Below are 22,162 nucleotides of genomic sequence, written 5' to 3' on the forward strand. Positions count from 1 at the left end.
TTTCTGGTTCCCTGGGGTATTAACGAAACCGTTTTGGTTTCATAATTAATCAAAATTGATGGTTATGCTTATTCTCCAACGTAGGTTAGCCACTCGTTAAACTCTGGAACGCCTCCACAAACCACATCCAGGTACACTTTTCTCATCTTTAGTGAAAATGGGCCAGCTGCACCAGAACCGATTGGCCGACGATCAATCGAGGCTATTGGGGTAACCTCGGCAGCTGTACCAACCATGAAAAGCTCATCGGCTGTGTAGAGCTCGTCTCTGGTTGCCATAGTGCTCTCGACCGGGACATCCATCCAGTTTGCAATTCTAATTACTGAGTCACGGGTAATTCCTCGAAGGTTTACAGAGTGCGAGATCGGCATAAGGACACCATTTTGGTATAAGAAAATGTTCTCACCTGACCCCTCAGCAACAAAACCTTGACTGTCCAAGAGTAGCGCTTCATCGAAGCCGTTGTCTCGAGCTTCTTGGTTAGCTAGGACTGAATTCACATAATTTCCACCAACTTTTGCTTTAGTGGGCATGATGTCGCCCGAACTTCGCCTCCAACTTGAGGTCATTAGGGCTGCACCTTGCTGGACCGCTTCTTCACCTAAATAGGTACCCCATTCCCAGGTTGCCACCATGAAATGTACCTGGTTCTGACCTGGGTTTACTCCGAGGGACTCAGCTCCATACCAGATGAGAGGGCGTATATAGCACGATCGTCGGTTGTTATGGCGAATGGTCTCAATAATCGCTTGCTCTATTTCCTCTGCAGTGACTGGTGGAATCATCCCCATGATCTTTGCTGAGTCTAGCAATCTCTTGGTGTGTTCCTTCAGTCGAAATACTGCTGGACCATTAGCTGTTTCGTACGCACGGATACCCTCGAAAACACTTGTACCGTAATGAAGGGCATGGGTCAGAGCTGATACCGTAGCTTGCTCCTGAGGAACGATTCGGCCGTCAAACCACACATATCCAACATCAAGCACAGCAGAACTAGAGGGGACCGATTTACTTTTCACCTCCATGGAGGGCCTCCTGGGCGCGCGCCTTGAAACACAACATTTGTAAGGCCGCGGTATTTTCTCTGACTAGCATCATAACTAACGCCTTCACCTTAGCGCACGTAATTATTTTAAACCAAGTTCAGTGTATTTTTTGGAAAGGCCTCTATGCTTCGGTAGGGGAGTTAAACTAGGGATCGTGAATATCCTCGTAACCGGAGGAGCTGGTTATATCGGTAGCGTAACTGTTGAGGCGCTTATAGCCCGCGGTCACGATGTGACTGTATTAGATAACCTCTCGACCGGCCATCTTGGGGCTATTCACCCTCAAGCAACTTTTTTGAGAAGCGATTTACACAATGTCAGGGAAATTAGCAAGGCAATCCGGTTAGGTGGTATTGATGCTGTTATTCACTTTGCAGCTAGTTCCCTTGTTGATGAGTCTATGAAAGAACCAATCCGGTACTTTGACAACAATGTGGTGGGGACAATATGTCTTCTCCAGGCTATGCTTGAACAGGGAGTATCTCGCTTTGTTTTCTCGTCAACTGCGGCGCTATTCGGGACTGGTGGATATAACCCGTTACGAGAAGAAGCTCCGAAACAGCCGACGAGCGTATATGGTGAAACTAAGCACTTGATTGAGCGTATACTGCGATGGTTACCTCAGATTAATGATCTCGGTTACACGTCGCTTAGGTATTTTAATGCGGCTGGTGCATCGAGTACCTATGGAGAAGATCACCGACCTGAAACTCACTTAATTCCGTTGACGTTACAAGTGGCTATAGGTAGTAAGAACTCGATCAACATTTATGGCCAAAACTACGATACGCCGGATGGCACTTGTATTCGTGATTATGTGCATGTTCTTGATTTGGCTCAAGCCCATGTGCTGGCTATTGAAGATGTTAGACCTGGAGAGGTTAAGGCCTATAATGTGGGCAACGGTACCGGGTTTTCAGTACAGGAGGTTATACATGCCTGTCGCCACGTTACTCAACATCCGATTCCAGTTCACTTAAAACCACCGAGGGTTGGAGATCCCCCATTTCTTGTTGCTGACTCTTCTCGTATTAGGAGTGAGCTTGGATGGGACCCACATTTTACGGATTTGGAAGGGATCATTATCTCGGCTTGGGATTGGCATAAGCGGCATCCAAGGGGATATGGCATCGATTGAGTGTGGAAAAACACACCTCAAGGACGGTTGTAATTCAAGGTACAGTTGTATTATTGCGATGTGGGGTTTAGCGAGAGGTTTTTAAAGGATCTGTAAAGGTCCAATAAACGCGGATTCCATTCAAGATATGCTACGCTATCGCACGTTTGGAGAGCGTCATGAAACGAAATTTCCTGGTTATTGTTGGGTTGTTGCTTATGGCAGGCCTGGGTCTTTCTCAATCCAGCTCAACGATTCGAGGCGTTATAAAGAGCGAGAATCTTCTTCCTGAGGGGACTCGGGTGGCTATTCATGTGGTGGACAATAACGGTGTCTGGGGATACGAAGTAGCGAGCGTAGCACCAGTCGCTGGTACATTTAGCATTGAGGGGTTGCCTGTCCCTAAAGAGGAATTACGGCCTTTGCGTAGCGGAACAGTGCTCCTTCCTGGCCTCCAAAACGAATACCGGATCGGACCTGAAGACGTCAATTTTGCTCTTGGAAGAGTCAACATGTACGTTGATAACAACGCTAATCTCTTATTTGACCGTGGGGGAGTTGACTCCTTTTTCATTGGAGTTTCGAGTTTAGAAGAACCTGTCGGCTTCTTTTCTTTACTCTATTTGGATAAGGCTGCAACTATGACAGGCTCAGGAGTCGAGCTAGCTTTGGAGCCTGGTTGGAACATCTTCTCGGTGCGTTTTCCCGAAGGCCAAGGGCCAGAATATCGAACCCAAGTACTTGTTGAGGATGCTGTTTTAGACGTCTTTTTACCCTAACTGGTTGGCCACAAATACCCTTGTATAGGTCGTTAATTTGGTATTAAATTTCCAGGTAGTCGACCGCAGGGCCAAATCTTGCTCGTCGCTGGAACTTTTCGGCGAATTTCACACCCGATTCACGGCCTTGTAAAGATGCTCTTTGCAAAAATTGTTCCTTAGAAGATGGCCACTTATAAAACTCTTGATAGAACTGGAACAGTTCACCCACAAGTTCGACTTCATCTTCGATATTAACGTGCACGTAGGGACGTTTTGATTCCGAGGAAGGGTATTGAAAAAATTGGACAGGTTTGCGGTGAGGTGAAAACTTCTCTTCTTCTGGTACTCCCTCATTCAAGATCTTTGGAATTCGGGCAAGGGTAATTGCGTCGAAAGCTATTTTGGCAGTCATGCGGTGATCAGGATGAGGATGATCGTCACTCCAAGTGATGATCGCATCAGGTTTGAAAGAAGAATAAAACCGTGCAATCTGAAGGGCTTCTTCTCGAGCACCTGTCATTCGGGAATCACCCATGTCGAAAAAATGACCAGCACCGCCGATCTTTTCCGCTACCCAGTGTCCATGTTCATGACGAATTTTACGGACTTCGGGGTCGGTGTGGTTAACGAACTGGCTAGCCATTTCTCCGTGTGTTGTCCAGATCAAGGCCACATTGTCGCCCCTTTTTGCATGCTTGGCGAGAGTGCCGATGCAGGATAGCTCGTCATCTGGATGAGAAAAAACTGCTAAAATATTCATTGTTTGACCAGTTTACATTGTCTAAAAAACCAGGGATTGTAAACAGATGACTTGTATTAAGCCAAAAGCATACTAACTAACACTTCCAATCAGGGGTGGTACGATTGCCCCGCAACCTTAGGTTAAGGTGCCAGGCGAATAATCTGTCCGGTTAATTCTGGCTTCCTCGTAATTGGTTGTAATTTTGACGTTGCGATGGTGCAAACGATGAAGGTTTCCCGTCTCATTTCAATTTCACCCCTAGCGTGGGTTGTTATTGTTGCTACTACTTTGGTGATGCTCCAGGGAGCTCTTGTGCGGGCGACCGGTTCTGGTGCTGGCTGTGGAAGCCATTGGCCTACCTGTAATGGCAATGTAATCCCATTAACCGGGAGCGCCGAAACTCTTATGGAGTATAGTCACAGGATACTTTCACTACTAGTGCTTGTGCTCGGAGTGCTACTGCTTGTGAAGACTTGGAAATGGCGTCATAGTCGACCTGGTTTATTCGTATTTGCAACGATAGCTTTTGTGTTTTTAATTTTCGAAGCATTGCTTGGGGGCGTAACAGTGCTTCTTGGTCTTACCGGTGATAATACCACCGTGGCCCGAGGGATCATGGTGGCTTCGCACCTAGTTAATTCACTCTTATTAATAGGAGCTCTAACTGGGACTATTCTGTATGCTCAAGAAAAATCACCAATTTGGCCCCTTGGCATAAAACGACAAGGGGTTTTGGCTTCGGTCATAGGTTTAGGTCTTATAGGGATGTTCATTCTCATGTTTAGTGGTGGTATTGCCGCCATGGGGAACACTATGTTTCCTACTGAATCTCTGGCAGAGGGATTAGCAGCTGATTTCACGGCTTCCTCTCACCCACTTATTAGGTTGCGTATCCTGCATCCAGTTATAGCAGTTGGGGTTGGCATCTACCTATTTTTGAGTTTGGGACTTGCGTGGCGGATCAAACCAGTTTCCCAAGCACTTCGTTTAGTGCAATATCTATGTGCCGTATACGTCGTGCAACTTGTCATTGGTGCTGTTAACGTCACTCTGTTAGCGCCGGTAATACTTCAGCTTTTGCATCTTACATTTGCTATTCTGGCGTTTGCACTCCTTTCAGCAGTTTTTATTGTCGAGTTGGGGTTTCCCGCAAACAAGGCAGTTGTCGGCCTTGGCAAGTGGGCGAAGACAGAGAAGCGTGTCTGAGATGTGTCCCAAGGCTCCGCTAACTAGAGCTAATTGGCGAGACTATATTACTTTAACTAAGCCTAGGGTCATTAGTCTCCTGCTTTTTACGACCGTAGGTGCAATGTTTATTGCAGCCCGGGGATTTCCAGGTTGGTTACCCCTTGTAGGGTTGTTGATAGGCGGTTATATGTCGGCCGGTGCAGCAGGGGTCTACAATATGATTTACGATCGCGATATTGATGCAGGTATGAAGCGGACGTCCTTGAGGCCAACCGTCACAGAAATGGTTCCAATTTTTAATGCACTGGTTTTCGCGATAATCTTAACGGTTGTTTCTTTTATATTGATTGCCTTATCAACAAATCTACTAGCTGCGATCCTTTCCTGGTCCGGAATTGCTTTTTACGTAGTCGTATACACTATTTGGCTAAAAAGGAGTACTTGGCAAAACATAGTTATTGGTGGAGCTGCTGGCTCAATACCACCGTTAGTCGGCTGGGCTGCCGTCACGGGTGAGCTTAGCCTGTTAGCCTGGTGCCTTTTTGCGCTAATTTTTGTTTGGACCCCAGTTCATTTCTGGGCGCTTGCACTTATGATTAATGACGACTACACAGCAGTTGGAGTACCTATGGCTCCTTCCGTTATTGGTGTGCGGGCAACGGTTCTCCAGATGATGATCTACACCGTGCTGACGATTATCCTGACAATTATTCCGTTTGTTCTTGGTGAATTAACCTGGGCATACTTGGCTATAACTTTGTTGTTAAACGTTTTACTTGTTCATCGTATAGTTAGGCTTTGGCGTCAGGCCAAGCTTGGTACTAAGATTGACAGGGCTATAGCTCTTCCCGTTTACAAGTATTCTATGATCTATCTAGCCCTAATCTTTTTAACTATGTCCTTAGACCGGATTCTACTTCCAGTTTAACTGGGTTGCTGTTATGTCGTATCGTTTCCTTCTCTCTTTTCGTTGGATTGTTCTGCACTTGGTTGTGACACTCGTGGTGATTTTGTTTGTCAACTTGGGATTATGGCAGCTGAGGCGGCACAATCAGGTACTAACCCGGAACAATTTGATTGTTTCACGCATTGCAGCCGAACCTGAGTTATACGAGGTGATTCTAGATCGCTATGATCTTGGCGCCTTACCGGTTGATTCTGGAGCAGCTACCTACCGTCGTACTGTGGTTACCGGTTACTTTGACTCAGAAAATGAAGTTCTTCTCCGGTCTCGTTCACGGGATGGAGAACCGGGGTGGCACGTTCTTACCCCTTTACTCATGAGGTCGGGACAAGCCCTTCTTGTAGATCGTGGTTGGGTCCCGTACGAACTAGACGACACCGTGCTTGAACGAGCTTTTCCACCCATAGACAGGGTAAATGTTATTGGTACCCTCATGCCCGGTCAGATACCACGTGGACGGTTTTCAGCGCGTGATCCTCCTGAAGGTGAACTTGAGGCGGTGTTTTGGGTTGATTTGTCGCGGATTGAGAAACAACTCTCTTACGATTTAGAGCCCCTTTACCTAGAGATGGCTACTCAGGATCCACCCCAAAAAATGTTGCCTCTGCCACCTAAAGAGCCAGAATTAACTAATGGTCCGCATCTCGGATACGCGATTCAGTGGTTTGCTTTTTCTTTGATCGTATTAGTGGGTTATGGGGTGTTGATCCGGAAGACCTAGAAACTTCAGTATTAGAGGTTATTTGGTTGTTAGGGTGGGAAAAGTGAGTACGAGTTTCTACACAGGTATTAGTGACGTCCTGGACCTAGCTTGTTTTGATCCCCAAAGCCTCGTCCAAAGTAGTGAGAGAACAAGAAGTCCTACGAATTGATCTATTGCCCTGGACCGCCACCGATCTGGCCGAAAACCTGTTACCAAATGTAAAACATAATCAGGTAAATTCGTAACGACCTACCGTAGGTTACGGATCCTGTGAAAATAGCGACCTTACGATCTAGAAGATAACTTTGTGTCAAAGTTTATGCGTTCGGTTCTTAATAACGTTCTTCTAGTGCCATCTCCTCACCCTAAGTCCTGAATCAGGTAGGGTCATTTATCCCGCTGCTTTGTTCACCGCTTCAGCTAGAGTGCCCATTAAGCTGTCGAAAGGAGAGATGAACTTCGCCACGCCTTCGTCCTCGAGTTGCTGGGTGCATTCGTCAAGATTTATACCTAGCCCTGGAAGTGTAGCTAAGGCTTTGCGTGAGTCATCAATACCCGTTTCCATCCTATCCGCAGGCTCACCATGATCCCTGTACGCATCAAGGGTGTTTACTGGAAGAGTATTAACTGTGTCCTGACCAATTAGCGGTTCGATGTACATTACGTCTGCGTAATCGGGATTTTTAGTACTTGTTGAGGCCCAAAGTAAGCGTTGTGTTGCTGCTCCAGCATTAGCAAGGGAGCTGAACTTTTTGGTGCTAAAAACTTCCTTGTATATTTGGTACGCTTCCTTGGCGCTAGCAATTGCGATTGTTCCTCTTAAGGCAAGGATATCTTTGGCAGACATACTATTTTGTTGAGCAGCTTTCTCAAGCATGGGGTCTAGCAGCACATCAATGCGGCTTAAAAAGAAACTTGCTACCGATGCAACCTTTTCGACAGAATGTCCTGCTGCGTGCCTTTGTTCCAAGCCAGCTACGTATGCCTCAGCAACCTCGCGATAACGCGGTAGGCCGAAAAGCAGAGTCACATTCACGTTAATACCCTCTTTTATGAGGCTAGTTATGGCAGGTAACCCTGCAGCTGTACCCGGAACTTTTATGAAAACATTTGGCCTCGCTAGCCTGGTCCAGAGATGACGTGCTTCGCGGATAGTGCCTTCAGTGTCGTGGGCTAGGTGCGGGTTTACCTCTAAGCTTACGTAACCAAAGCGGCCACCACTGGCGTCGTAGGTGGGGCGAAAAAGATCCGCAGCTACTTGAATGTCCTCAACGACAAGGTCTTCATATATATCTATTACTTTCATTCCATCCTTAACCCGTTTAGCGATAGCATCGTCGTAGTCATTAGTTTCGGCAATTGCCGTTTGGAAGATTGCTGGGTTTGAAGTAACACCACGCAAGCCGTCACGATCGATTAGGGTTTGCAGAAAGCCATCAGTAAGCATGCTCCTGCGGATTTCATCCATGTACACGGATTGTCCGTAGGTCTGTAGAGCCTTTAGTGGGTTCATTTAATATTCTCCCTCGTTACCAATGTCGATTTGGGGCTAATTTGCCCAGCTGGCGACATGTTACTCCATACAATACCGGCTGTGGCGACCGAGGTGCGTTACAGATACACCAAGGACTTGTCTCAAATATAAACTGTTCGAATATTTTGAGAGCAGAAAGTGGTGATTTAGATGTCGAGTTGGTATAATCTAAATCTCAAATAATTGCGTATTTGAAGGCTATTGGCATACATAAAAGATCGGGATTACGTCTTTCGTGGAGATCTTTATTTTGCACCTATAACTTTGACTTCGTCCTACTTCATGTTCAGAAGAGGTAGCCCTAGGTCTCATAATCCTGTAATAGTTTAGCGTCCTCCATAGTGTCTACATCCCACCCATTTTCAAGTTTTACGGCAGTAACCGGTTTTTCTGGTCTATCGAGAGATTTAGCTCCATTCTCTCCCCGTAATTCTAGGAGAGCAGAAAAGTAGGGGCGGGCTATAACCGCGGGAGCCCCACGGACGCCCTGATAGCAAGAGAGCACAAGTGGAGCTCCATTTGTTTTATGGGTTTTTAGAAGGGATCTAAGGTGGCTAGTTGGGACAAAAGGTTGATCAGGCAAGATCACAAGGATTGCCTCAACTTCTGGTTCTAGGTTTCTTACAGCTGTCCGGAGGGATGAGGACAAGCCCTCGGTCCAATTCGGATTTTCCACAACAATAGCCCCAGAACATTCAGCCTCTCGTCGGTAAATATCACCATAAGCACCAACTACAGTTAACACTTGATTAGTTACGCAGGAAGCCCGCTGTATTGCGTTCGCTAGCAATGTTTTTCCACGGTGCTCAAGCAAAAGCTTTGGTTGTCCCATCCGCCTGCTTTTCCCTCCAGCCATTACCACAGCAGTAATCATCGGTCCTCCGCAAGGCAATTTTTAAAGATTGGCATGTTTTCAAAATCATAGGTTGAAATGTACATATAGCTGAATGGAACAACAGTATTAATGCTAGTAGTTATTGAAAGGTGCCCTAGGTTTCTAGCAAGGGGGTTCAGCCGTACACGTTTAGTGTCCTGGTGTTTAATGGTTTTCATAATAAAACGAAAAAGCCTCCAGAATCCTACCGTCTTAGCCTGTTACTCACTGCAGTCGATGGATCCACGATATTCTTTTGTCTCCAGTACTGGCTGGCAATTAGTTAGTATATATAAGTCGATGGAAAATCTGAACACTTTGGTGAAGATGGATAAATATAAATATTTCTGGGAAATTATCAATAAATTGGTTCTTAATATGATCATTTACAGACGCCTCCGGTAGTAGCATGCTTTTGAGGGTTACTCTTTGGACTAGACTTGTTAGCGGAGGTTTGCATCGGGAGTTCATATGATCGAAACGTTTAGATTGATTGAGCAGGCAAAAGAAGCGGTAGATGAAGGGTATAAGGTTGCGATGGCTACAGTAGTGGCTGTTGAAGGTTCCGCGTATCGCCACGAGGGTGCCAAGTTAATTATTTTTGACGAAAGGCCACCCTTAGGACTCATTTCAGGTGGTTGTCTAGAGGGAGAAGTTGCGGCAATTGCTCGGGAGGTCTTTAGGGAAGGGCAGGTTCAGCGTGAAAGTTTTGATCTTCGAGAAGATGAAATTTTTGGCCTTGGTTCTGGATGTGGTGGCGTAATCGACATCGTCATAGAAGAGCTTGGCCTAAACAATGTCTTTGAGTTTTGGAGTACTGCAGTTATTGCTCGGCTTCCCGTTGTGCGGGTTCTGATAATTTCCTCAGAACGCCAGGATGTTGTACTAGGAGAGGACCTTATCATTGTTGATGGGGAGGTGCCTGTTGGAAGTCTCGTTGATCCTATCCTCAAAAAATTCGCAATGAAGACTGCCGAAGACCTTCTTTCTCAGAGAAATCCAGAAACTAAATCGGTAAACATAAATGGTGTTGAGATGTTGTTAGACGTTACCCTACCGCCTCCAGAATTTACTTTGTTTGGGGCGGGATTAGATGCCCAACCAGTGGCAAACTTGGCGAGACGCTGTGGTTTCCAAGTTACGGTTGTTGACCCTCGTCAGGACTTCTTGAGTCAGGACCGTTTCCCGGGTGCAACTCTCATCCAAATTCACCCAGTTGCTTACCAGGAGCAACTAAACTTCGGTTGCAACACTGCAGTTGTCATTATGAATCATCATTATGAGCGGGATCGTCATGCTCTTCGCTTCGCCTTGCAATCGAGAGCGCCTTATGTTGGCGTACTAGGACCCAGTCATAGGTTTCACAAACTCTTAGAAGAGCTCAAAGGTCAAGGGTTTGTGCCGACTAAAGAGCAGTTAGATAAGGTTTATAACCCTATTGGACTAGCTATCGGCGCTGAGGGCCCAGAGGAAATTGCGGTTAGCGTTGTAAGTGAGGTTCTTGCTTTTTTACGTGGGAAAAAGGGCGGCATGCTAAGAAAAGCTTTTGAGTAATCAAAACTGGTGCGGGTTCCTGATCAACATTTAATGAAGGGTATCTGTGGCTCCACTAGGGTTTAGGTTGTTCTGATGCCACTATCACAATTTCTAACACGTACATACCTCCGTTACGGTCTGAAATGTAAATCCAAGGCTCTCCCGGGACTTTGTGTACGCCCCAGATATCCTGGTCGCCACCGTTGCTCAACCGAAAAGAGGGCCCGCTGGTCCGATATCGGCTAATCTCTACTGGTTTGTAGGGATTGCTAATATCTAAAACTACGAGACCTTCGGCATACCACGAGATATAAGCTAGGTTATCTTCGACGATTACGTTATGACTTGAGAGGATACCTCGTGCACAAGTATTTGTGTCAGGATTAGCACTGCACTCGGTGTTGAATGTCGAAGCTAGAATAGGAACCCTTGGATCAGTGTAATCCCAAATCCTTACACCCCCCCAACCGTTAGGGGCTGTCTTAACTCGTATAGTGGCCCCAGTAGTACCCGGAGTTAGTTGGTTAATATGTTTGACTCCACCGAGAGCAAGGCCTGCTCCGTGATTTACAAAGACTGCAGGTAGATTAACTTGGTTTCTAGCCCCCATTGTGATTGTTTCGGCACCACCAGTTTGATGGTTGAATACGACTGCGGCAGTGTATCCAAGGTTCAGCGCCTGGTCTAGTTTTGAGGAAAAGGAACATTCACCTCGTAGAATTAGGGCTACTTGCCCCTTACTAGTTGGTTTGCTCATAGAATCACAACCAAGGCCAAGGTAGACGGTTGGTCCTGACAATGACTCTTCTGGAAGTGTTTTTATGCGCCGAGTGAACGTCCCCTCTACAGCTGGGTATGATTGAGCTTCTTCCGTATTCATAATTGTGACTTCTGTGCCGTGGGAATTAAAGTCTTCTGCTCCCTCAACTACGATCCGGCCATCGTCAGTCGGCCACACCGAATGACTGTTGACTTCGCCGTGGCCACTGTCTAGTTCAAGTGCCACTGATAGTACTTGTGGCTGAGAGAGGTCTGCGAGGTCCAAGAGAATCAGGCCAGCATCCCAGTGAGCTAGGTAAGCAAGTTTCCCATCAGGTGTAACGTAAAGGTCGTGCAGGTTTCGGCCTCGCATTTGCCCAAAACCTCCCGCTAGATAACTTTCTACCTCATTTATAAATTCCAGATCACTAGTTGTTTCCCAATTTACATATGGCCAACGTAATGCTTCAGCACCGAAATAACCGATTCGATTGACATTACTAGGGTTGCTAATGTCGAAAATTTGGAAAGATCCAATAGTTGTATTGACTTGTGAAGCAACGTAGTCACTTCCTTCACGGTGGAAAAGATACAAGTTGTGCACTCCCACATTAGTTTCGCCGACATTAGTGCGGGAAAACTTGTTGACTGAATTGGTTTCCACGTGGGCTAAGTGTATGGGTAGATGCGGATCGGACACATCGTAAACTTCGAACCCGCCAGGCCCTCCTGGCTCACAGGACTCATTTGAATGTACTAGGCGCACCCCGCCCACCATGGCAGCCACCTTTACATCGTTGCTTCGGCTACCCTTTACAGAAGGAAGAGCACCAATTCTTTGGGGGTTTTTAGGATCATCAACACTGTAAATTTGAATTCCTGAATCATCTACTTCACCAGTACCACAGTGCCTTTCCGATGTTCCCAGATAGGCGACTCCATCATGGGTCCAAACATCGGTATTGCCCAGGGGTATAAGACGTTCTGCATGTCCTACAAGTTCTAAAATCATTGTTGAATTGTTTCCCGGTCCATTACTTATGATGTTGTTCGTGGCTTTGGCATAAGTAGTAATCGAGAAGCAGATTAGGGTTATGAAGGCAAGTATCAATACCAAAACGAGATTGACCCGTAATTTCGTTAATAACGAATAGTTTGGGGTTACGCGAAGCAGAAAATAGGAGACTATGTAGGTAGGATACTACTCCTGCTCACGTTTCTCGGCCTGTTGCCCATACTTCGTTACCGCGAAGCTCAAGTCGTATACGAGGTAAAGGGAGGACGGCCGGGCCACTTAAAACCTTTCCTGCTTTCCCTGGGTCAAAGACACTCAGATGGCATGCACAGGTTAATGCTGGGCTGTAGACCCTCTGGTTAAAAGCTACGGCTATGGATTCTAGATTCCGATTCAGATTTACTAAGCACCCTTGGTGAGTACAGATGCGGCTGAAAGCGATTAGGTAAACCCCGTCCTGAATTTTGATCCCACCTGGAACTAGTGTAGTCAATCGTAATGCGATAGATGGCACATTATCAAAAGTGAATCCCTGTTCACTCCAAGGTTCTGCAAAATTTGACAGGTCGGAAACAAGAACTTCCGGACCTTCATCAAATTGAGGGCGCTCTGCAGGTCGGCCTTTATTGAAGTGGACTCTGTAAGCCCGATAAAATCCGTAGGTTCCACCTAAGAGTGCAGCTAAGACTGGGAGCCTCCACAACCAGGAAATAAACCACCGCCTTTTCTCATCGATCGGTTTATCTGAGCTGGGCTTAAAAGCGTCAAAGTTTTTGCTAGCATTCTTTTTTCTCATGGAGTGGTCGTAACTCCCTTTGCAACCCTATTAACCACGTAATCGACAAGTGTTTCAATGTCTGAATCCGATAGCTTTAAGTCGAATCCTGGCATAAGATTGCGGCCAAACCGGATGATGTCACGCACGTTGGCTTTCCGTTCGGCATTTGGGTTGTTGGCCAGGGTGGTTCCTGAACCACCCTGGCCAAATGAACCATGACACGTTGCGCAGTGGCTTTCGTAAAGTTGCTGACCTGAAAATGATGACGCCTCGAGCAGCATCTCTGCCCTAGCAATAAGATCAGGGACTGGTCCAGATTCAATGGCGATTATTAGGTAGGATTCCCAAGTTTCTATAGCTTTGGCAAGGTTTTGCAGGTTGAAGTAACAGTGACCTAACATTAGTAGGCTTTCAGCGTCAGCTTCACCAATTGTTGTTAGGCGTTCCAACAGAACAACGGCTTCTTGAAGTCTGCCTGACAGGAAAAGAGATTGGCTAGCTCGCTTAAGTGCAAGTGGCTGGTCAGGATTTGATTCAGCCAATATTTGGAAATAGGTTTCGGTTGCGAGTAACTCATTGTCATGATTCCAGAGAGCTTCTGCCAAAGCTAGTCGGTTGCGTTCACTCGGGTTTTTTAAAGCCGTGGCATAAAGGGGTTCAATCTCACTTAGTGTTTCAAGACGAGCACTTATGTCAGACTCATCTTCTCCTCCTGATTGAATTAAAAACTCCTGCCATGCTTGCCGGGCCTTGGTTAATCGTCCTAGTGAGTAGTAGAGCTCTCCTAGCGTGAAAAGGGTTTTAAGGTCCGTGGGTTCTACGGCTCTTGATAACTCTAATAGGTCAGTAGCGCCTTCTAGATTAGTTTGGAGGGTTAGGAAACCAAGGCGGCGGTATGCAATAGCTGGTACGGGCAGAGAACCATTAACTATCCTTTGATATATTTCTCCTGCCTCAACAACTTCACCTAGTTGCCAATAGGCATCAGCTAACGCTAGGAGGTTTTCGTTATTAGGTTTCTTGGTTGCTGCTCGTTGTAACTGCTTGATGGTACGACTTGCTTCTAAGTCTTTATCAAAGAAGGTGGTGATAGAAGAGTTTCCTACCCGGGGAAGCACAAACGAACTTAGGGAGGCTGCGCTCGCTACAACAAATACCAACAAACTTATCAGCACTACCGGGGGACGACTTGAGACTGCTATTTGGCGAGAGGTCTGCGATCCGTCCAGGTCATGTTCTCGGGTATCGAGTGCCCGAAGGACTAGAGTAGCTTTTGCTTCGTAACGAGCTCTTAGGGCATCACGTTGGCTTTTAGGAAGATCTTCGCGAGATTCCAGTTCTAAGATGGCTTGGAAAAGAGCATCCCTTTCCTCTTCAAGATCTTGGAGAACAGGGTCATGAAGATCCGGTAAGGGGTCGGATTGATTAGAAAAGATCATTGGTAGGGCTACGTAAGCAGTAAGAATTACCGTGAACAAAACCAGGAGGATTTCGGTCATCTCCGAGCCTCCTCAACAGCCTTTCGTACTCTATTGAGATTGGCGTTATCAAGCTCAATAGAGTTTTTAGCAACGTTTTGCCATCGACGGAAGGAAACCGCTAGAAAGACTAAACCTAATAGCGCAGCAAGAATTGGTAGGAGCCACAGCATCAGATGTACTCCCCGTTTCGGGGGGTCTAACAAAATCCAGTCGCCATAACGAGATTGAAAAAACGCGAGTATTTCTTGTTCACCTAGCCCCTGTTCTAGCTGTTCTTGAATTTTCCATCGCATTTCTATTGCTATCTGTACAGAGGATTCCGCCACGGATTCGGCTGTGCAAACTGGGCAACGCAGCTTGCGCCCAATGTCGAACACTTGCCGCTCGAGCTGCCTAACAGAATCCATTCGAGATTTAGCTTCTTCGGACTGCACGCTGTCTGCAATTGCCAATCCACCAATTACAGCCAAAAGGCCTAAAACCTGCCGCACAGAATTCGAGAGGTGCCTCATCGGACTAATTTTCCAATTTGATTATCAAGGGTAATTTTACTTAATGGGCCAGTATGTCGGTAAATAACTAAGCCTTCTGAATTTACAAAAAAGGTCTCAGGAACTCCGAACAAGCCATAATCGATACTCAGGCTGCTTTGGGAGTCAAAAACGTTAGGGAACCCAAGGGCGAACTGGTCGACAAACTTCTGTCCTTCGTCACGCCTACCGGGGTCCTGTGTTTGGACTCCCACAAATAGAACTTCTGTGCCGTACTTACGCCAAGCCGTTGCTAATGCGGGTGCCTCTTGAAAACAGGGTGGGCACCATGAAGCCCAGAAGTTTATGACCATTGGCTGGCCCTTATGCTCGGCTAAAGAAAAGTTCTCACCCAGGTTTTCCGCAAAACCTTTGTGTAAGGGAAGGGTGAAGTCCGGGGCGTGCTTACCGATAAGGTTCGAGGCGATTTCGCGGTCGGGCTTTCCTCGAAGTAACCCAAATAAGAATAGAGCACTCAGAACACCCGTGATTGCCACGATAAATAACCAACGAGTCATGGTTTCAGCTTTCTCGATTTTTTGCGATGATTACTCGTTTCACCTGTTGGGTAAAGAGCAAAGCCTGTCCCTAACACCACTATTAGGCCACCGACCCAAATCCAGGCAATTAGTGGGCTCTGTATAGCTCGGATTACGACAAAGTCTGCATCAGGATCAATTGTACTAGCGATGCTTAGATAAAGGTCGTGCTGAAACCTGTAAAGCACAGCTGGTGAAGGCACTAGTTGGGAGTTCTGGCCAAACATATTCAATCGTGGTCTTAATGTGGCTAACCTTTTTCCGTTACGCTCAATTAACACCTCAGCACCAGCACTGATTCCCCTCGGGGTCCGTCTCATGAAGTGGTCGATAGCTATTAGTTCATATGCCTGGAAAGGTACAGCGGTGCCGAAGTCTAAACGGACCTGTTCATCGATACGGAATGCTGAGCTAGCCATTACCCCTAAGGACACTACGACTATGCCAAAGTGCACAATCATGCTGCCAAAGCGTCGACGATTTTCAAACGGATAACTGCGCAAGATAGCCACGATGGGCTGTTTAGATATTTTTGCTCGTGGGACGATCACCCCCAAAAGCAATAAGACGAGACTAATAATGTTGTACCCTGCCAAACCTAGGGTCAGCAGTGGGTAGACACCTCGGAGGCCTAGCGCGAATCCAATTAACCCAACAATAAGGCCGCCACCTATAAGCCAAGTTAAGTTAGTCCATAATTTTTGATTGTTGGCACGGCGCCAAGGTAATAGCGGCCCTATGCCCATTAGAAAAAGCACAAGCATCCAAAGAGGGAGAGTGACCTGATCAAAGAAGGGTGCGCCTACCGTTACTTTGTTCCCACTTATTGCTTCTACGATAAGTGGGAACAAAGTTCCCAAAAGGATTGTAAAGGCGATAGCGAGGAAAAATAGATTGCCAGCCAAGATACTACTTTCGCGACTTACGGTTGCATCAAGTTCCGCCCGATCTCTAACTTGATCCCATCGAAGAGCAATTAGCCCAAATGCGGTAATTACAACAACCACAAAGAAAACAAGGAAGATTGGGCCGACTGGTCCATCCCCAAATGCGTGAACCGAAGATATGATTCCAGATCGGATCAGGAAGGTGCCGAGGATTGACAGTGCAAATGTCAGCGTAATTAATAGTGCGTTCCAGGCCTTCAGCATATGGCGGCGCTGTTGCACCTGCACGCTGTGGATGAAAGCGGTGGCCGTTAGCCACGGGAGTAAACTCACGTTTTCGACGGGATCCCAGGCCCAGTATCCGCCCCAGCCAAGTACTTCGTAACTCCACCAACCCCCGGCAATAACACCTGCCGACAAGAATCCCCAGCCTGTAAGAGTCCAGCGACGTGTCTGCGTCATCCATTCGCTACCAGGATTTCGTACTATTAGTGCTGCCATGGCATAGGCAAATGGGACTGTTAAGCCAACGAATCCCAGGTATAGCAGGACCGGGTGGATCGCCATCATCCAATGATTTTGGAGCAAGGGATTGGGGCCAGGACCGTCCAAAGGCGGTAATGCTAGTACAACGAAGGGGTTTGCTGCGGTTGCGACTACCCCAAGGAAGAACACCTGTACCAATTGCATAATTACAAGGGCCCATGGCCGGAGAGTATTTAAGGGTGCCGTTACGGCAAGTATCGCGCCGTAGAGTGTAAGTAGCCAAGCCCAGAGTAATACTGAACCCTCGAGAGCTGCCCAGAGTGTGACGACTTTAACCCATACGGGGGAAGCTATCCTAGATTGTTCAGCTACGTATTGGACACTAAAATCATCACTGAGTAGGGCAGCCTCCATAAGTACGATAGCAAGGGTTGTAGCTAGAAAGGTGGCTACAGCAGATAGGCGGGCCGAGGTTTGTAAGCGTGCGTCGTGACGTAGGCAGCCGAAAATCCCTGCTATCGCACCGTACAAAGCTAAGGCGGTAGCTAGTAAGGTGCTTCCAGAACCGAGCTGGCCTAGGTTTATTTCAAAAAGCTGCACATTACATCACCACCTCGGAAGCTCTTAGTTAAGCGAGTCTTTTAAAGCTTCCACGTCGATCGGTTGTCCGTCATCTGGCGCCTGATACACTTCCGTGTGTTTGACCAGTAAATTATCACTCATGAACACACCATTTTGGAAACTCCCCTCGATCACTACGCCACCGTTCTCTTTGAACATATCGGGAGGACTTCCAGTATGGTTCACCTCGTAGCTTTCGATACCGTCACTTACAACAAAGATTAACTGAAGGTTACTACTATCAAAAGAAGCTGATCCTTTCTCCACAATTCCTGCGAGGCGGATCCGGCGGTCAGCGTATTCGCTGGGTCTTTGGGCATACTCATTCGGAAGTACAAAGTAAACTAATGATTCGTTCAGAACTCGGTAGATCATGAGTCCAGCAGAAACCAAAATTACTGCTGCGATTAAGTAGTAGGCGGTGCGTTTCAATCGTCATCCTTCTCAAGTTGGTTACCCCGCCACCGCAAATAAAGCAGGTAGGCGCCGTAGGCGAGGACAAGCTGTGACCAGGCAATAATTACCCATCCCCAGCTAGACATGTATGGTCTCTCCATCAGTTTCATTCAGCGTTTTGTCCTTGTGGCGATTTTTTTCTATTCTACCCACGCGTACCCGCTCTAACAAAAGATACAAGAAGCTGAGTGCCGCCACACCAGTATTGAATAATAGGATTCGTAAGAATAGTGGTTGCATGGTGACTCCTGAACCGTCAAGATTAATGCTCTTGGCGGGGTGCAATGTGCGAAACCACTCGGCACCTAGATAGTTGAATGGCAGGCTCACCAGCACTACAAGCATTATGACGGCCGCAACCCGGCCACGACGCTGGTTATCCTCAATTAAACTCCTCACAACGAAATACCCGACTAGTAAAGCTAGCAGTAGAGCAGTGAGTGTTAGTTTTGCGTCCCAAGTCCAGAAGACTCCTAGAGTCGGCTTGCTATACGTCATGCCCCCAACTATTGTAAGGGTGGCGAAAAGCAATGCCCCTTCAGCACTAGCTGTCGCCCACAGGTCGTACACTATTCTTGGTTTCCATAGGAAAAGCGATCCGAAAAATGCGCTCAAAAATACTGCTAGAAAGCATACCCAGGCCACTGAAACATGGGCATACATTATTCGGATAAGATCACCTTGGTTTTCGTCAGGAGGACTCGTAACTAGTGCAAGATAAATGCCGATACCAAACGCTATAAAAGTTAAAGCACCTAGTATATTTAGCCACGGCGTTGGTCTCATAATCATGTTCAATGCAACTCCTAGATTCCTGTAAGATGCCCTAGTTAACGGTGTCGACATATATAAATGGGTTTAATCGTAACCGTTCTCAAAAGAAAATATTACTCCTCTATTATGAAGGGAAATAGAGCAACGCATACTACAAGATAAATCAGGTCAAAACCCAGTATCAATTGTACCCAAGAACTTGCTAGATCAGGGTTTCCTTCTCCTAAACCAAATATTGCGGAAGTCGCTCTCACAGCTGCCAAAAGAATAGGAACTATTACCGGAAGGGTTAGTACCGGTAGTAACAGTTCTCGGGCAGGTAGCCTAGTGGTGAGAGCTGCATAAAACGTAGCGATGAGTGAAAAGCCGAACGATCCTACAGCTAAAGTAAGCAACATTAATAACCAGCTACCTCTTAGACTCACGTCAAATAGGAAAGAGATTACCACTAGAAGAACAACTCCCAGGACAAGCATTTCTAACCAGTTAGCCAGCAACTTGCCAATGTAAATAACTGACCGTGGGATCGGTGAGACCAGAAGTTGCTCGAATGAGCCGTCTATAAGTTCGGTTTGGTAACTCTGGGCTGCCGATATTAAACCAGCGAAAGTGAGGGCAACCCAAAGCATGGCTGGTGCTGCACGATGTAAGTCTTCTGGCGCTGGTCCGAGGGCGAAGGCAAGTATTAGCACCGTGATGCAGGAGAAAAAAATCATGGCAATGATAATTGATTTGCTCCGAAACTCTTGCATTAAATCCCTCCGTGCTATGGCAAGAGCTAATGCGAAATCAGACATGATTTACCTTTGAATCTCGGGTGCATAGCCTTCCGTTGACCAGTTCCAAGGTTGCTTCATTAGGAAAAGGTGAATCCTCAAGAGCATGCGAAGTAAAAATTACCGTTTTTCCATCTTCAAGCGCATCAAAGAGCAGATTATTGACAAGCGTCGTGCCTTCCTGATCAAGGCCTGCATACGGCTCGTCTAATAACCATAGGTCAGCCGGGATGAGGAGGAGCCTGCCAATCCCCAGTCGCTTTTTCATTCCTGTGGAAAAGGTCCTTACGGTACGATCTGCTGACTTTGTGAGGCCAATCACCTCTAAGACCTGGTTGATATCCGGTATCGGGGCCCCGTAGACCTTTGCGCTAAAGCTAAGGTTTTCACGAGCAGTTAGAATAGGACTGTTCCCACTAGCAGAACCCAAATACAATAAGCGTCTACGGGCCTTGTCCGCTTCGCCAACTAGGTTTGCACCATATATAAGTCCAGTTCCTTTGCTTGGCTGGAGTCCTGTGGCGAGAATTCTTAGAAGAGTGGTTTTACCTGCACCGTTCCCACCAGTAATTCTTAAGATCCGTCCTGAATTGACCACCAAATTAATGTTGACCAAAACTTTTTGGCGACCATAGCTGCGATATAGGGAGTTCAGTTGGACAGCGGGTAAGGTCACAGCCTAGATATCAACCATTCAGGTGTGAGTCTTATGAGGAAAGTGTTCAGGCGGGTAAAGTTACCACTAAGCATTAAGAGCCCTGCAACTACCAGTAATGTACCAGCGATCCGCTCCAACGCAACTATGCGTCGGCGCAATTGTTTTGATAATTGCATGAAGCGGTCCATGATTAGGGCGGCCAGCAAAAATGGCAATGCTAAGCCCAGTGCGTAGCTACCTAGCAACAATACTCCCTGAGTAAGGGTACCCACTGTTGCGGCGAGGGTTAGTATTCCGCCTAAGACTGGTCCTATGCATGGGGTCCAGCCTGTTGCAAACGCCATCCCCAGAAGCATTGCTCCCCAAGGGTTTCCAGCTGTTTTAGGGACGCTAGGTCGCGTGTCCCGATAGATCCAGGCGAATCGAAATACGCCAAGCATGATCAAGCCGAAAAAAATCATTAACAAGCCACCCGTTATTGACAGGATAGTTTGGTTAGCTCGGAGTAACGCTCCAAAAACACTTGCCGAAGCCCCAAGTGATACAAAAATGATGGAGAATCCAGTTGAGAACAACAGGGCATTACGAAGTATTAGTACTCGTCGAGCCTGGGAGCTACCTCCCACGTACGCCAAGTAGGAGGGTACTAAAGGTAGGACGCAGGGTGACAAGAACGACAAAATTCCCGCGGCAAATGCGATTGACAAGGAAGGGATCAAGGGGATGCCACGGTTGACCGAGCAATACTTACCATCACGGCATTATGCCCGACGAGAAATCATTAAAGGAGTGGATCTTAGACATTTCTTGTTCCAATACAAATCTCCTGTGTTGGATTCGCCCCAAGCTTAAAGTACAACGAAGCAAAGGCAGAGTGTTGTTATTGAAGATTGTTCGGGTCGGAGCCTCAGAGAACGTAACGGCTATACGGTAAGAAATAGAGCCCCGATGATTTTAGTGTTTTGGGGGAGTCATATTCCAGTATCTATGTGGGGTCTATCGGTCTAGAGTAAGGGTTTATCAACTGTACATAGAGTGGTGGCTTTTTTGGGCTGTCCATGGGATTATGTAGTTTGAGTTCGGCCAGGTTGGTCCGAGATTAATCATAAAGGTGTCGTTATTTGGCTAGTTGGCCAAATTGGGTAAAGTTCTTGGGCCTAAAATCAAACAAAGCCGGATTTTACTTTTTATATCGCGCCAAAGCTAGGGGGGAAAGCGTGTTTATGATGATAGATACAGGCAGCATGATTATTTTTGCTGTGACTATGGTAGCAACCCTACTGGTGCAAATGTATCTCAAAAATACGTACAACCGGTGGGGTAAAATTGCGAATACTGCTGGACTTACCGGGGCTGAGGTTGCTCGGGTCGTTCTTGACAGTAATGGGCTTGAAGAAGTACCTGTTGAGAAGGTTCGGGGAGTTTTAACCGATCATTATGATCCTTTTAAGCGTGTAGTTCGCCTCTCAGCTGTTAACTACGAACAGGCCAGTGTTGCTGGTGCTGCGGTTGCGGCGCATGAGGTGGGGCATGCCATACAGCATGCAGAAGCGTATGGCCCGCTAAGGTTCCGTAGTGCATTAGTACGTCCTGCAAATATAGGAGCCCAGTTTGGTCCGTGGCTGCTAATTGGGGGATTTGTGCTCAATATTGCTAATTTGGCTCAGGTCGGTATATTACTGTTTGCAGCTGCAGTTCTCTTCCAACTTGTAACGCTACCAGTGGAGTTCGATGCTAGTCGTAGAGCGCTCAGGCAAATGAATAATCTCGGGTTGGTAACTCAAAGAGATGCAAACGGTTCAAAATCTGTGCTTAACGCTGCTGCACTTACTTACGTCGCTGCTGCAGCTGCCTCCGTTGCAACCCTCCTCTACTACGTGATGATGTTCTCGGGCAGGAGAGATTAGATACGAAGGTCCCAGGGTAACTACTTCTTT

General features: G+C 46.9%; 23 protein-coding genes. 7 read left to right on the forward strand and 16 right to left on the reverse strand.

Annotation, left to right across the window (positions count from 1 at the left end; genetic code table 11):
- Window positions 1-68: 68 nt before the first annotated feature.
- Window positions 69-1,025 carry a branched chain amino acid aminotransferase gene (locus CMO31_06360; protein ID MAZ53622.1) on the reverse strand — a complete coding sequence of 319 codons (957 nt, stop codon included), beginning with the start codon at window positions 1,023-1,025 and terminating at the stop codon, window positions 69-71.
- Window positions 1,026-1,200: 175 nt separating this feature from the next.
- Here CMO31_06360 and galE point away from each other — a divergent pair, with 175 nt between their 5' ends.
- Together galE and CMO31_06370 are read left to right on the forward strand one after the other, a co-directional pair.
- Window positions 1,201-2,184, forward strand: a complete 984-nt coding sequence (gene galE / locus CMO31_06365) for a UDP-glucose 4-epimerase GalE (GenBank protein ID MAZ53623.1) — start codon at window positions 1,201-1,203, stop codon at window positions 2,182-2,184.
- A gap of 158 nt (window positions 2,185-2,342) precedes the next feature.
- Complete coding sequence (locus CMO31_06370; GenBank protein ID MAZ53624.1) at window positions 2,343-2,942, forward strand: hypothetical protein; 600 nt, start codon at window positions 2,343-2,345, stop codon at window positions 2,940-2,942.
- Between the two features lie 43 nt (window positions 2,943-2,985).
- Here CMO31_06370 and CMO31_06375 read toward each other — a convergent pair whose 3' ends face one another.
- Window positions 2,986-3,684 carry a GlcNAc-PI de-N-acetylase gene (locus CMO31_06375; GenBank protein ID MAZ53625.1) on the reverse strand — a complete coding sequence of 233 codons (699 nt, stop codon included), beginning with the start codon at window positions 3,682-3,684 and terminating at the stop codon, window positions 2,986-2,988.
- A gap of 195 nt (window positions 3,685-3,879) precedes the next feature.
- Between CMO31_06375 and CMO31_06380 the strand changes: the two genes are divergently transcribed.
- Genes CMO31_06380 through CMO31_06390 form a run of 3 tightly spaced genes read left to right on the forward strand, consistent with a single transcriptional unit; the run spans window position 3,880 to window position 6,539 of the window.
- A complete protein-coding gene (locus CMO31_06380) occupies window positions 3,880-4,872 on the forward strand; it encodes a cytochrome oxidase assembly protein (GenBank protein ID MAZ53626.1) in 993 nt (330 codons plus the stop codon).
- A gap of 1 nt (window position 4,873) precedes the next feature.
- A complete protein-coding gene (locus tag CMO31_06385) occupies window positions 4,874-5,782 on the forward strand; it encodes a protoheme IX farnesyltransferase (GenBank protein MAZ53627.1) in 909 nt (302 codons plus the stop codon).
- A gap of 13 nt (window positions 5,783-5,795) precedes the next feature.
- Window positions 5,796-6,539: a hypothetical protein gene (locus tag CMO31_06390; protein MAZ53628.1), complete on the forward strand. Its 744-nt coding sequence runs from the start codon at window positions 5,796-5,798 to the stop codon at window positions 6,537-6,539.
- Between the two features lie 373 nt (window positions 6,540-6,912).
- On the opposite strand, the gene tal is transcribed toward CMO31_06390, so the two are convergent.
- The 3 genes from tal to CMO31_06405 form a co-directional block, all read right to left on the reverse strand.
- The gene (gene tal, locus CMO31_06395; protein MAZ53629.1) at window positions 6,913-8,034 is read right to left on the reverse strand and encodes a transaldolase; all 1,122 of its coding nucleotides are present in this window, start codon (window positions 8,032-8,034) and stop codon (window positions 6,913-6,915) included.
- Window positions 8,035-8,356: 322 nt separating this feature from the next.
- Entirely contained in the window at window positions 8,357-8,929 is a 573-nt protein-coding gene (locus tag CMO31_06400) for a 4-diphosphocytidyl-2C-methyl-D-erythritol synthase (GenBank protein ID MAZ53630.1), read from the reverse strand.
- Window positions 8,926-9,108: a hypothetical protein gene (locus CMO31_06405; GenBank protein ID MAZ53631.1), complete on the reverse strand. Its 183-nt coding sequence runs from the start codon at window positions 9,106-9,108 to the stop codon at window positions 8,926-8,928. The genes CMO31_06400 and CMO31_06405 overlap by 4 nt, the downstream gene beginning before the upstream one ends.
- 292 nt (window positions 9,109-9,400) lie before the next feature.
- On the opposite strand from CMO31_06405, the gene CMO31_06410 reads away from it, so the two are divergent.
- A complete protein-coding gene (locus tag CMO31_06410; GenBank protein MAZ53632.1) occupies window positions 9,401-10,483 on the forward strand; it encodes a hypothetical protein in 1,083 nt (360 codons plus the stop codon).
- Window positions 10,484-10,538: 55 nt separating this feature from the next.
- On the opposite strand, the gene CMO31_06415 is transcribed toward CMO31_06410, so the two are convergent.
- From CMO31_06415 to CMO31_06465, 11 genes are all read right to left on the reverse strand, one after another.
- Window positions 10,539-12,236: a hypothetical protein gene (locus CMO31_06415; GenBank protein ID MAZ53633.1), complete on the reverse strand. Its 1,698-nt coding sequence runs from the start codon at window positions 12,234-12,236 to the stop codon at window positions 10,539-10,541.
- Between the two features lie 199 nt (window positions 12,237-12,435).
- A complete protein-coding gene (locus CMO31_06420; GenBank protein ID MAZ53634.1) occupies window positions 12,436-13,035 on the reverse strand; it encodes a cytochrome complex iron-sulfur subunit in 600 nt (199 codons plus the stop codon).
- On the reverse strand, window positions 13,032-14,516 hold the full coding sequence (locus CMO31_06425; GenBank protein MAZ53635.1) for a hypothetical protein: 1,485 nt from the start codon (window positions 14,514-14,516) through the stop codon (window positions 13,032-13,034). Before CMO31_06425 ends, CMO31_06420 begins: the two co-directional genes overlap by 4 nt.
- The gene (locus CMO31_06430; protein MAZ53636.1) at window positions 14,513-15,010 is read right to left on the reverse strand and encodes a cytochrome C biogenesis protein CcmH; all 498 of its coding nucleotides are present in this window, start codon (window positions 15,008-15,010) and stop codon (window positions 14,513-14,515) included. The genes CMO31_06425 and CMO31_06430 overlap by 4 nt, the downstream gene beginning before the upstream one ends.
- Window positions 15,007-15,546 (reverse strand): hypothetical protein, encoded by a 540-nt coding sequence (locus CMO31_06435; GenBank protein ID MAZ53637.1) that lies wholly within the window; start codon window positions 15,544-15,546, stop codon window positions 15,007-15,009. Before CMO31_06435 ends, CMO31_06430 begins: the two co-directional genes overlap by 4 nt.
- On the reverse strand, window positions 15,543-17,540 hold the full coding sequence (locus CMO31_06440) for a cytochrome C biogenesis protein CcmF (protein MAZ53638.1): 1,998 nt from the start codon (window positions 17,538-17,540) through the stop codon (window positions 15,543-15,545). The genes CMO31_06435 and CMO31_06440 overlap by 4 nt, the downstream gene beginning before the upstream one ends.
- Window positions 17,541-17,564: 24 nt before the next feature.
- Window positions 17,565-17,993 (reverse strand): cytochrome c biogenesis protein CcmE, encoded by a 429-nt coding sequence (locus tag CMO31_06445; GenBank protein MAZ53639.1) that lies wholly within the window; start codon window positions 17,991-17,993, stop codon window positions 17,565-17,567.
- A 102-nt stretch (window positions 17,994-18,095) separates the two neighbouring features.
- Window positions 18,096-18,863, reverse strand: coding sequence for a cytochrome C assembly protein (locus tag CMO31_06450; GenBank protein MAZ53640.1), 768 nt, complete (start codon window positions 18,861-18,863; stop codon window positions 18,096-18,098).
- 41 nt (window positions 18,864-18,904) lie between these two features.
- Window positions 18,905-19,588, reverse strand: a complete 684-nt coding sequence (locus CMO31_06455; protein MAZ53641.1) for a cytochrome C biogenesis protein — start codon at window positions 19,586-19,588, stop codon at window positions 18,905-18,907.
- Window positions 19,581-20,243 (reverse strand): heme ABC exporter ATP-binding protein CcmA, encoded by a 663-nt coding sequence (gene ccmA / locus CMO31_06460; GenBank protein MAZ53642.1) that lies wholly within the window; start codon window positions 20,241-20,243, stop codon window positions 19,581-19,583. Before ccmA ends, CMO31_06455 begins: the two co-directional genes overlap by 8 nt.
- Entirely contained in the window at window positions 20,240-20,944 is a 705-nt protein-coding gene (locus tag CMO31_06465) for a cytochrome C biogenesis protein CcmH (GenBank protein MAZ53643.1), read from the reverse strand. Before CMO31_06465 ends, ccmA begins: the two co-directional genes overlap by 4 nt.
- 504 nt (window positions 20,945-21,448) lie before the next feature.
- Here CMO31_06465 and CMO31_06470 point away from each other — a divergent pair.
- Window positions 21,449-22,132, forward strand: coding sequence for a peptidase (locus tag CMO31_06470; GenBank protein ID MAZ53644.1), 684 nt, complete (start codon window positions 21,449-21,451; stop codon window positions 22,130-22,132).
- Window positions 22,133-22,162: the final 30 nt, after the last annotated feature.

The sequence above is a fragment of the Trueperaceae bacterium genome (genome assembly GCA_002707365.1).
Lineage (GTDB): Bacteria > Deinococcota > Deinococci > Deinococcales > Trueperaceae > UBA6957.

Bases quoted from the DNA above. Each gene is read 5' to 3' on its own strand.
- CMO31_06360 (MAZ53622.1), bottom strand. From the start codon at position 1,025: ATGGAGGTGAAAAGTAAATCGGTCCCCTCTAGTTCTGCTGTGCTTGAT.
- CMO31_06370 (MAZ53624.1), top strand. From the start codon at position 2,343: ATGAAACGAAATTTCCTGGTTATTGTTGGGTTGTTGCTTATGGCAGGC.
- CMO31_06375 (MAZ53625.1), bottom strand. From the start codon at position 3,684: ATGAATATTTTAGCAGTTTTTTCTCATCCAGATGACGAGCTATCCTGC.
- CMO31_06380 (MAZ53626.1), top strand. From the start codon at position 3,880: ATGGTGCAAACGATGAAGGTTTCCCGTCTCATTTCAATTTCACCCCTA.
- CMO31_06385 (MAZ53627.1), top strand. From the start codon at position 4,874: ATGTGTCCCAAGGCTCCGCTAACTAGAGCTAATTGGCGAGACTATATT.
- CMO31_06390 (MAZ53628.1), top strand. From the start codon at position 5,796: ATGTCGTATCGTTTCCTTCTCTCTTTTCGTTGGATTGTTCTGCACTTG.
- tal (MAZ53629.1), bottom strand. From the start codon at position 8,034: ATGAACCCACTAAAGGCTCTACAGACCTACGGACAATCCGTGTACATG.
- CMO31_06400 (MAZ53630.1), bottom strand. From the start codon at position 8,929: ATGATTACTGCTGTGGTAATGGCTGGAGGGAAAAGCAGGCGGATGGGA.
- CMO31_06405 (MAZ53631.1), bottom strand. From the start codon at position 9,108: ATGAAAACCATTAAACACCAGGACACTAAACGTGTACGGCTGAACCCC.
- CMO31_06410 (MAZ53632.1), top strand. From the start codon at position 9,401: ATGATCGAAACGTTTAGATTGATTGAGCAGGCAAAAGAAGCGGTAGAT.
- CMO31_06415 (MAZ53633.1), bottom strand. From the start codon at position 12,236: ATGATTTTAGAACTTGTAGGACATGCAGAACGTCTTATACCCCTGGGC.
- CMO31_06420 (MAZ53634.1), bottom strand. From the start codon at position 13,035: ATGAGAAAAAAGAATGCTAGCAAAAACTTTGACGCTTTTAAGCCCAGC.
- CMO31_06425 (MAZ53635.1), bottom strand. From the start codon at position 14,516: ATGACCGAAATCCTCCTGGTTTTGTTCACGGTAATTCTTACTGCTTAC.
- CMO31_06430 (MAZ53636.1), bottom strand. From the start codon at position 15,010: ATGAGGCACCTCTCGAATTCTGTGCGGCAGGTTTTAGGCCTTTTGGCT.
- CMO31_06435 (MAZ53637.1), bottom strand. From the start codon at position 15,546: ATGACTCGTTGGTTATTTATCGTGGCAATCACGGGTGTTCTGAGTGCT.
- CMO31_06450 (MAZ53640.1), bottom strand. From the start codon at position 18,863: ATGTCGACACCGTTAACTAGGGCATCTTACAGGAATCTAGGAGTTGCA.
- CMO31_06455 (MAZ53641.1), bottom strand. From the start codon at position 19,588: ATGTCTGATTTCGCATTAGCTCTTGCCATAGCACGGAGGGATTTAATG.
- CMO31_06470 (MAZ53644.1), top strand. From the start codon at position 21,449: ATGATGATAGATACAGGCAGCATGATTATTTTTGCTGTGACTATGGTA.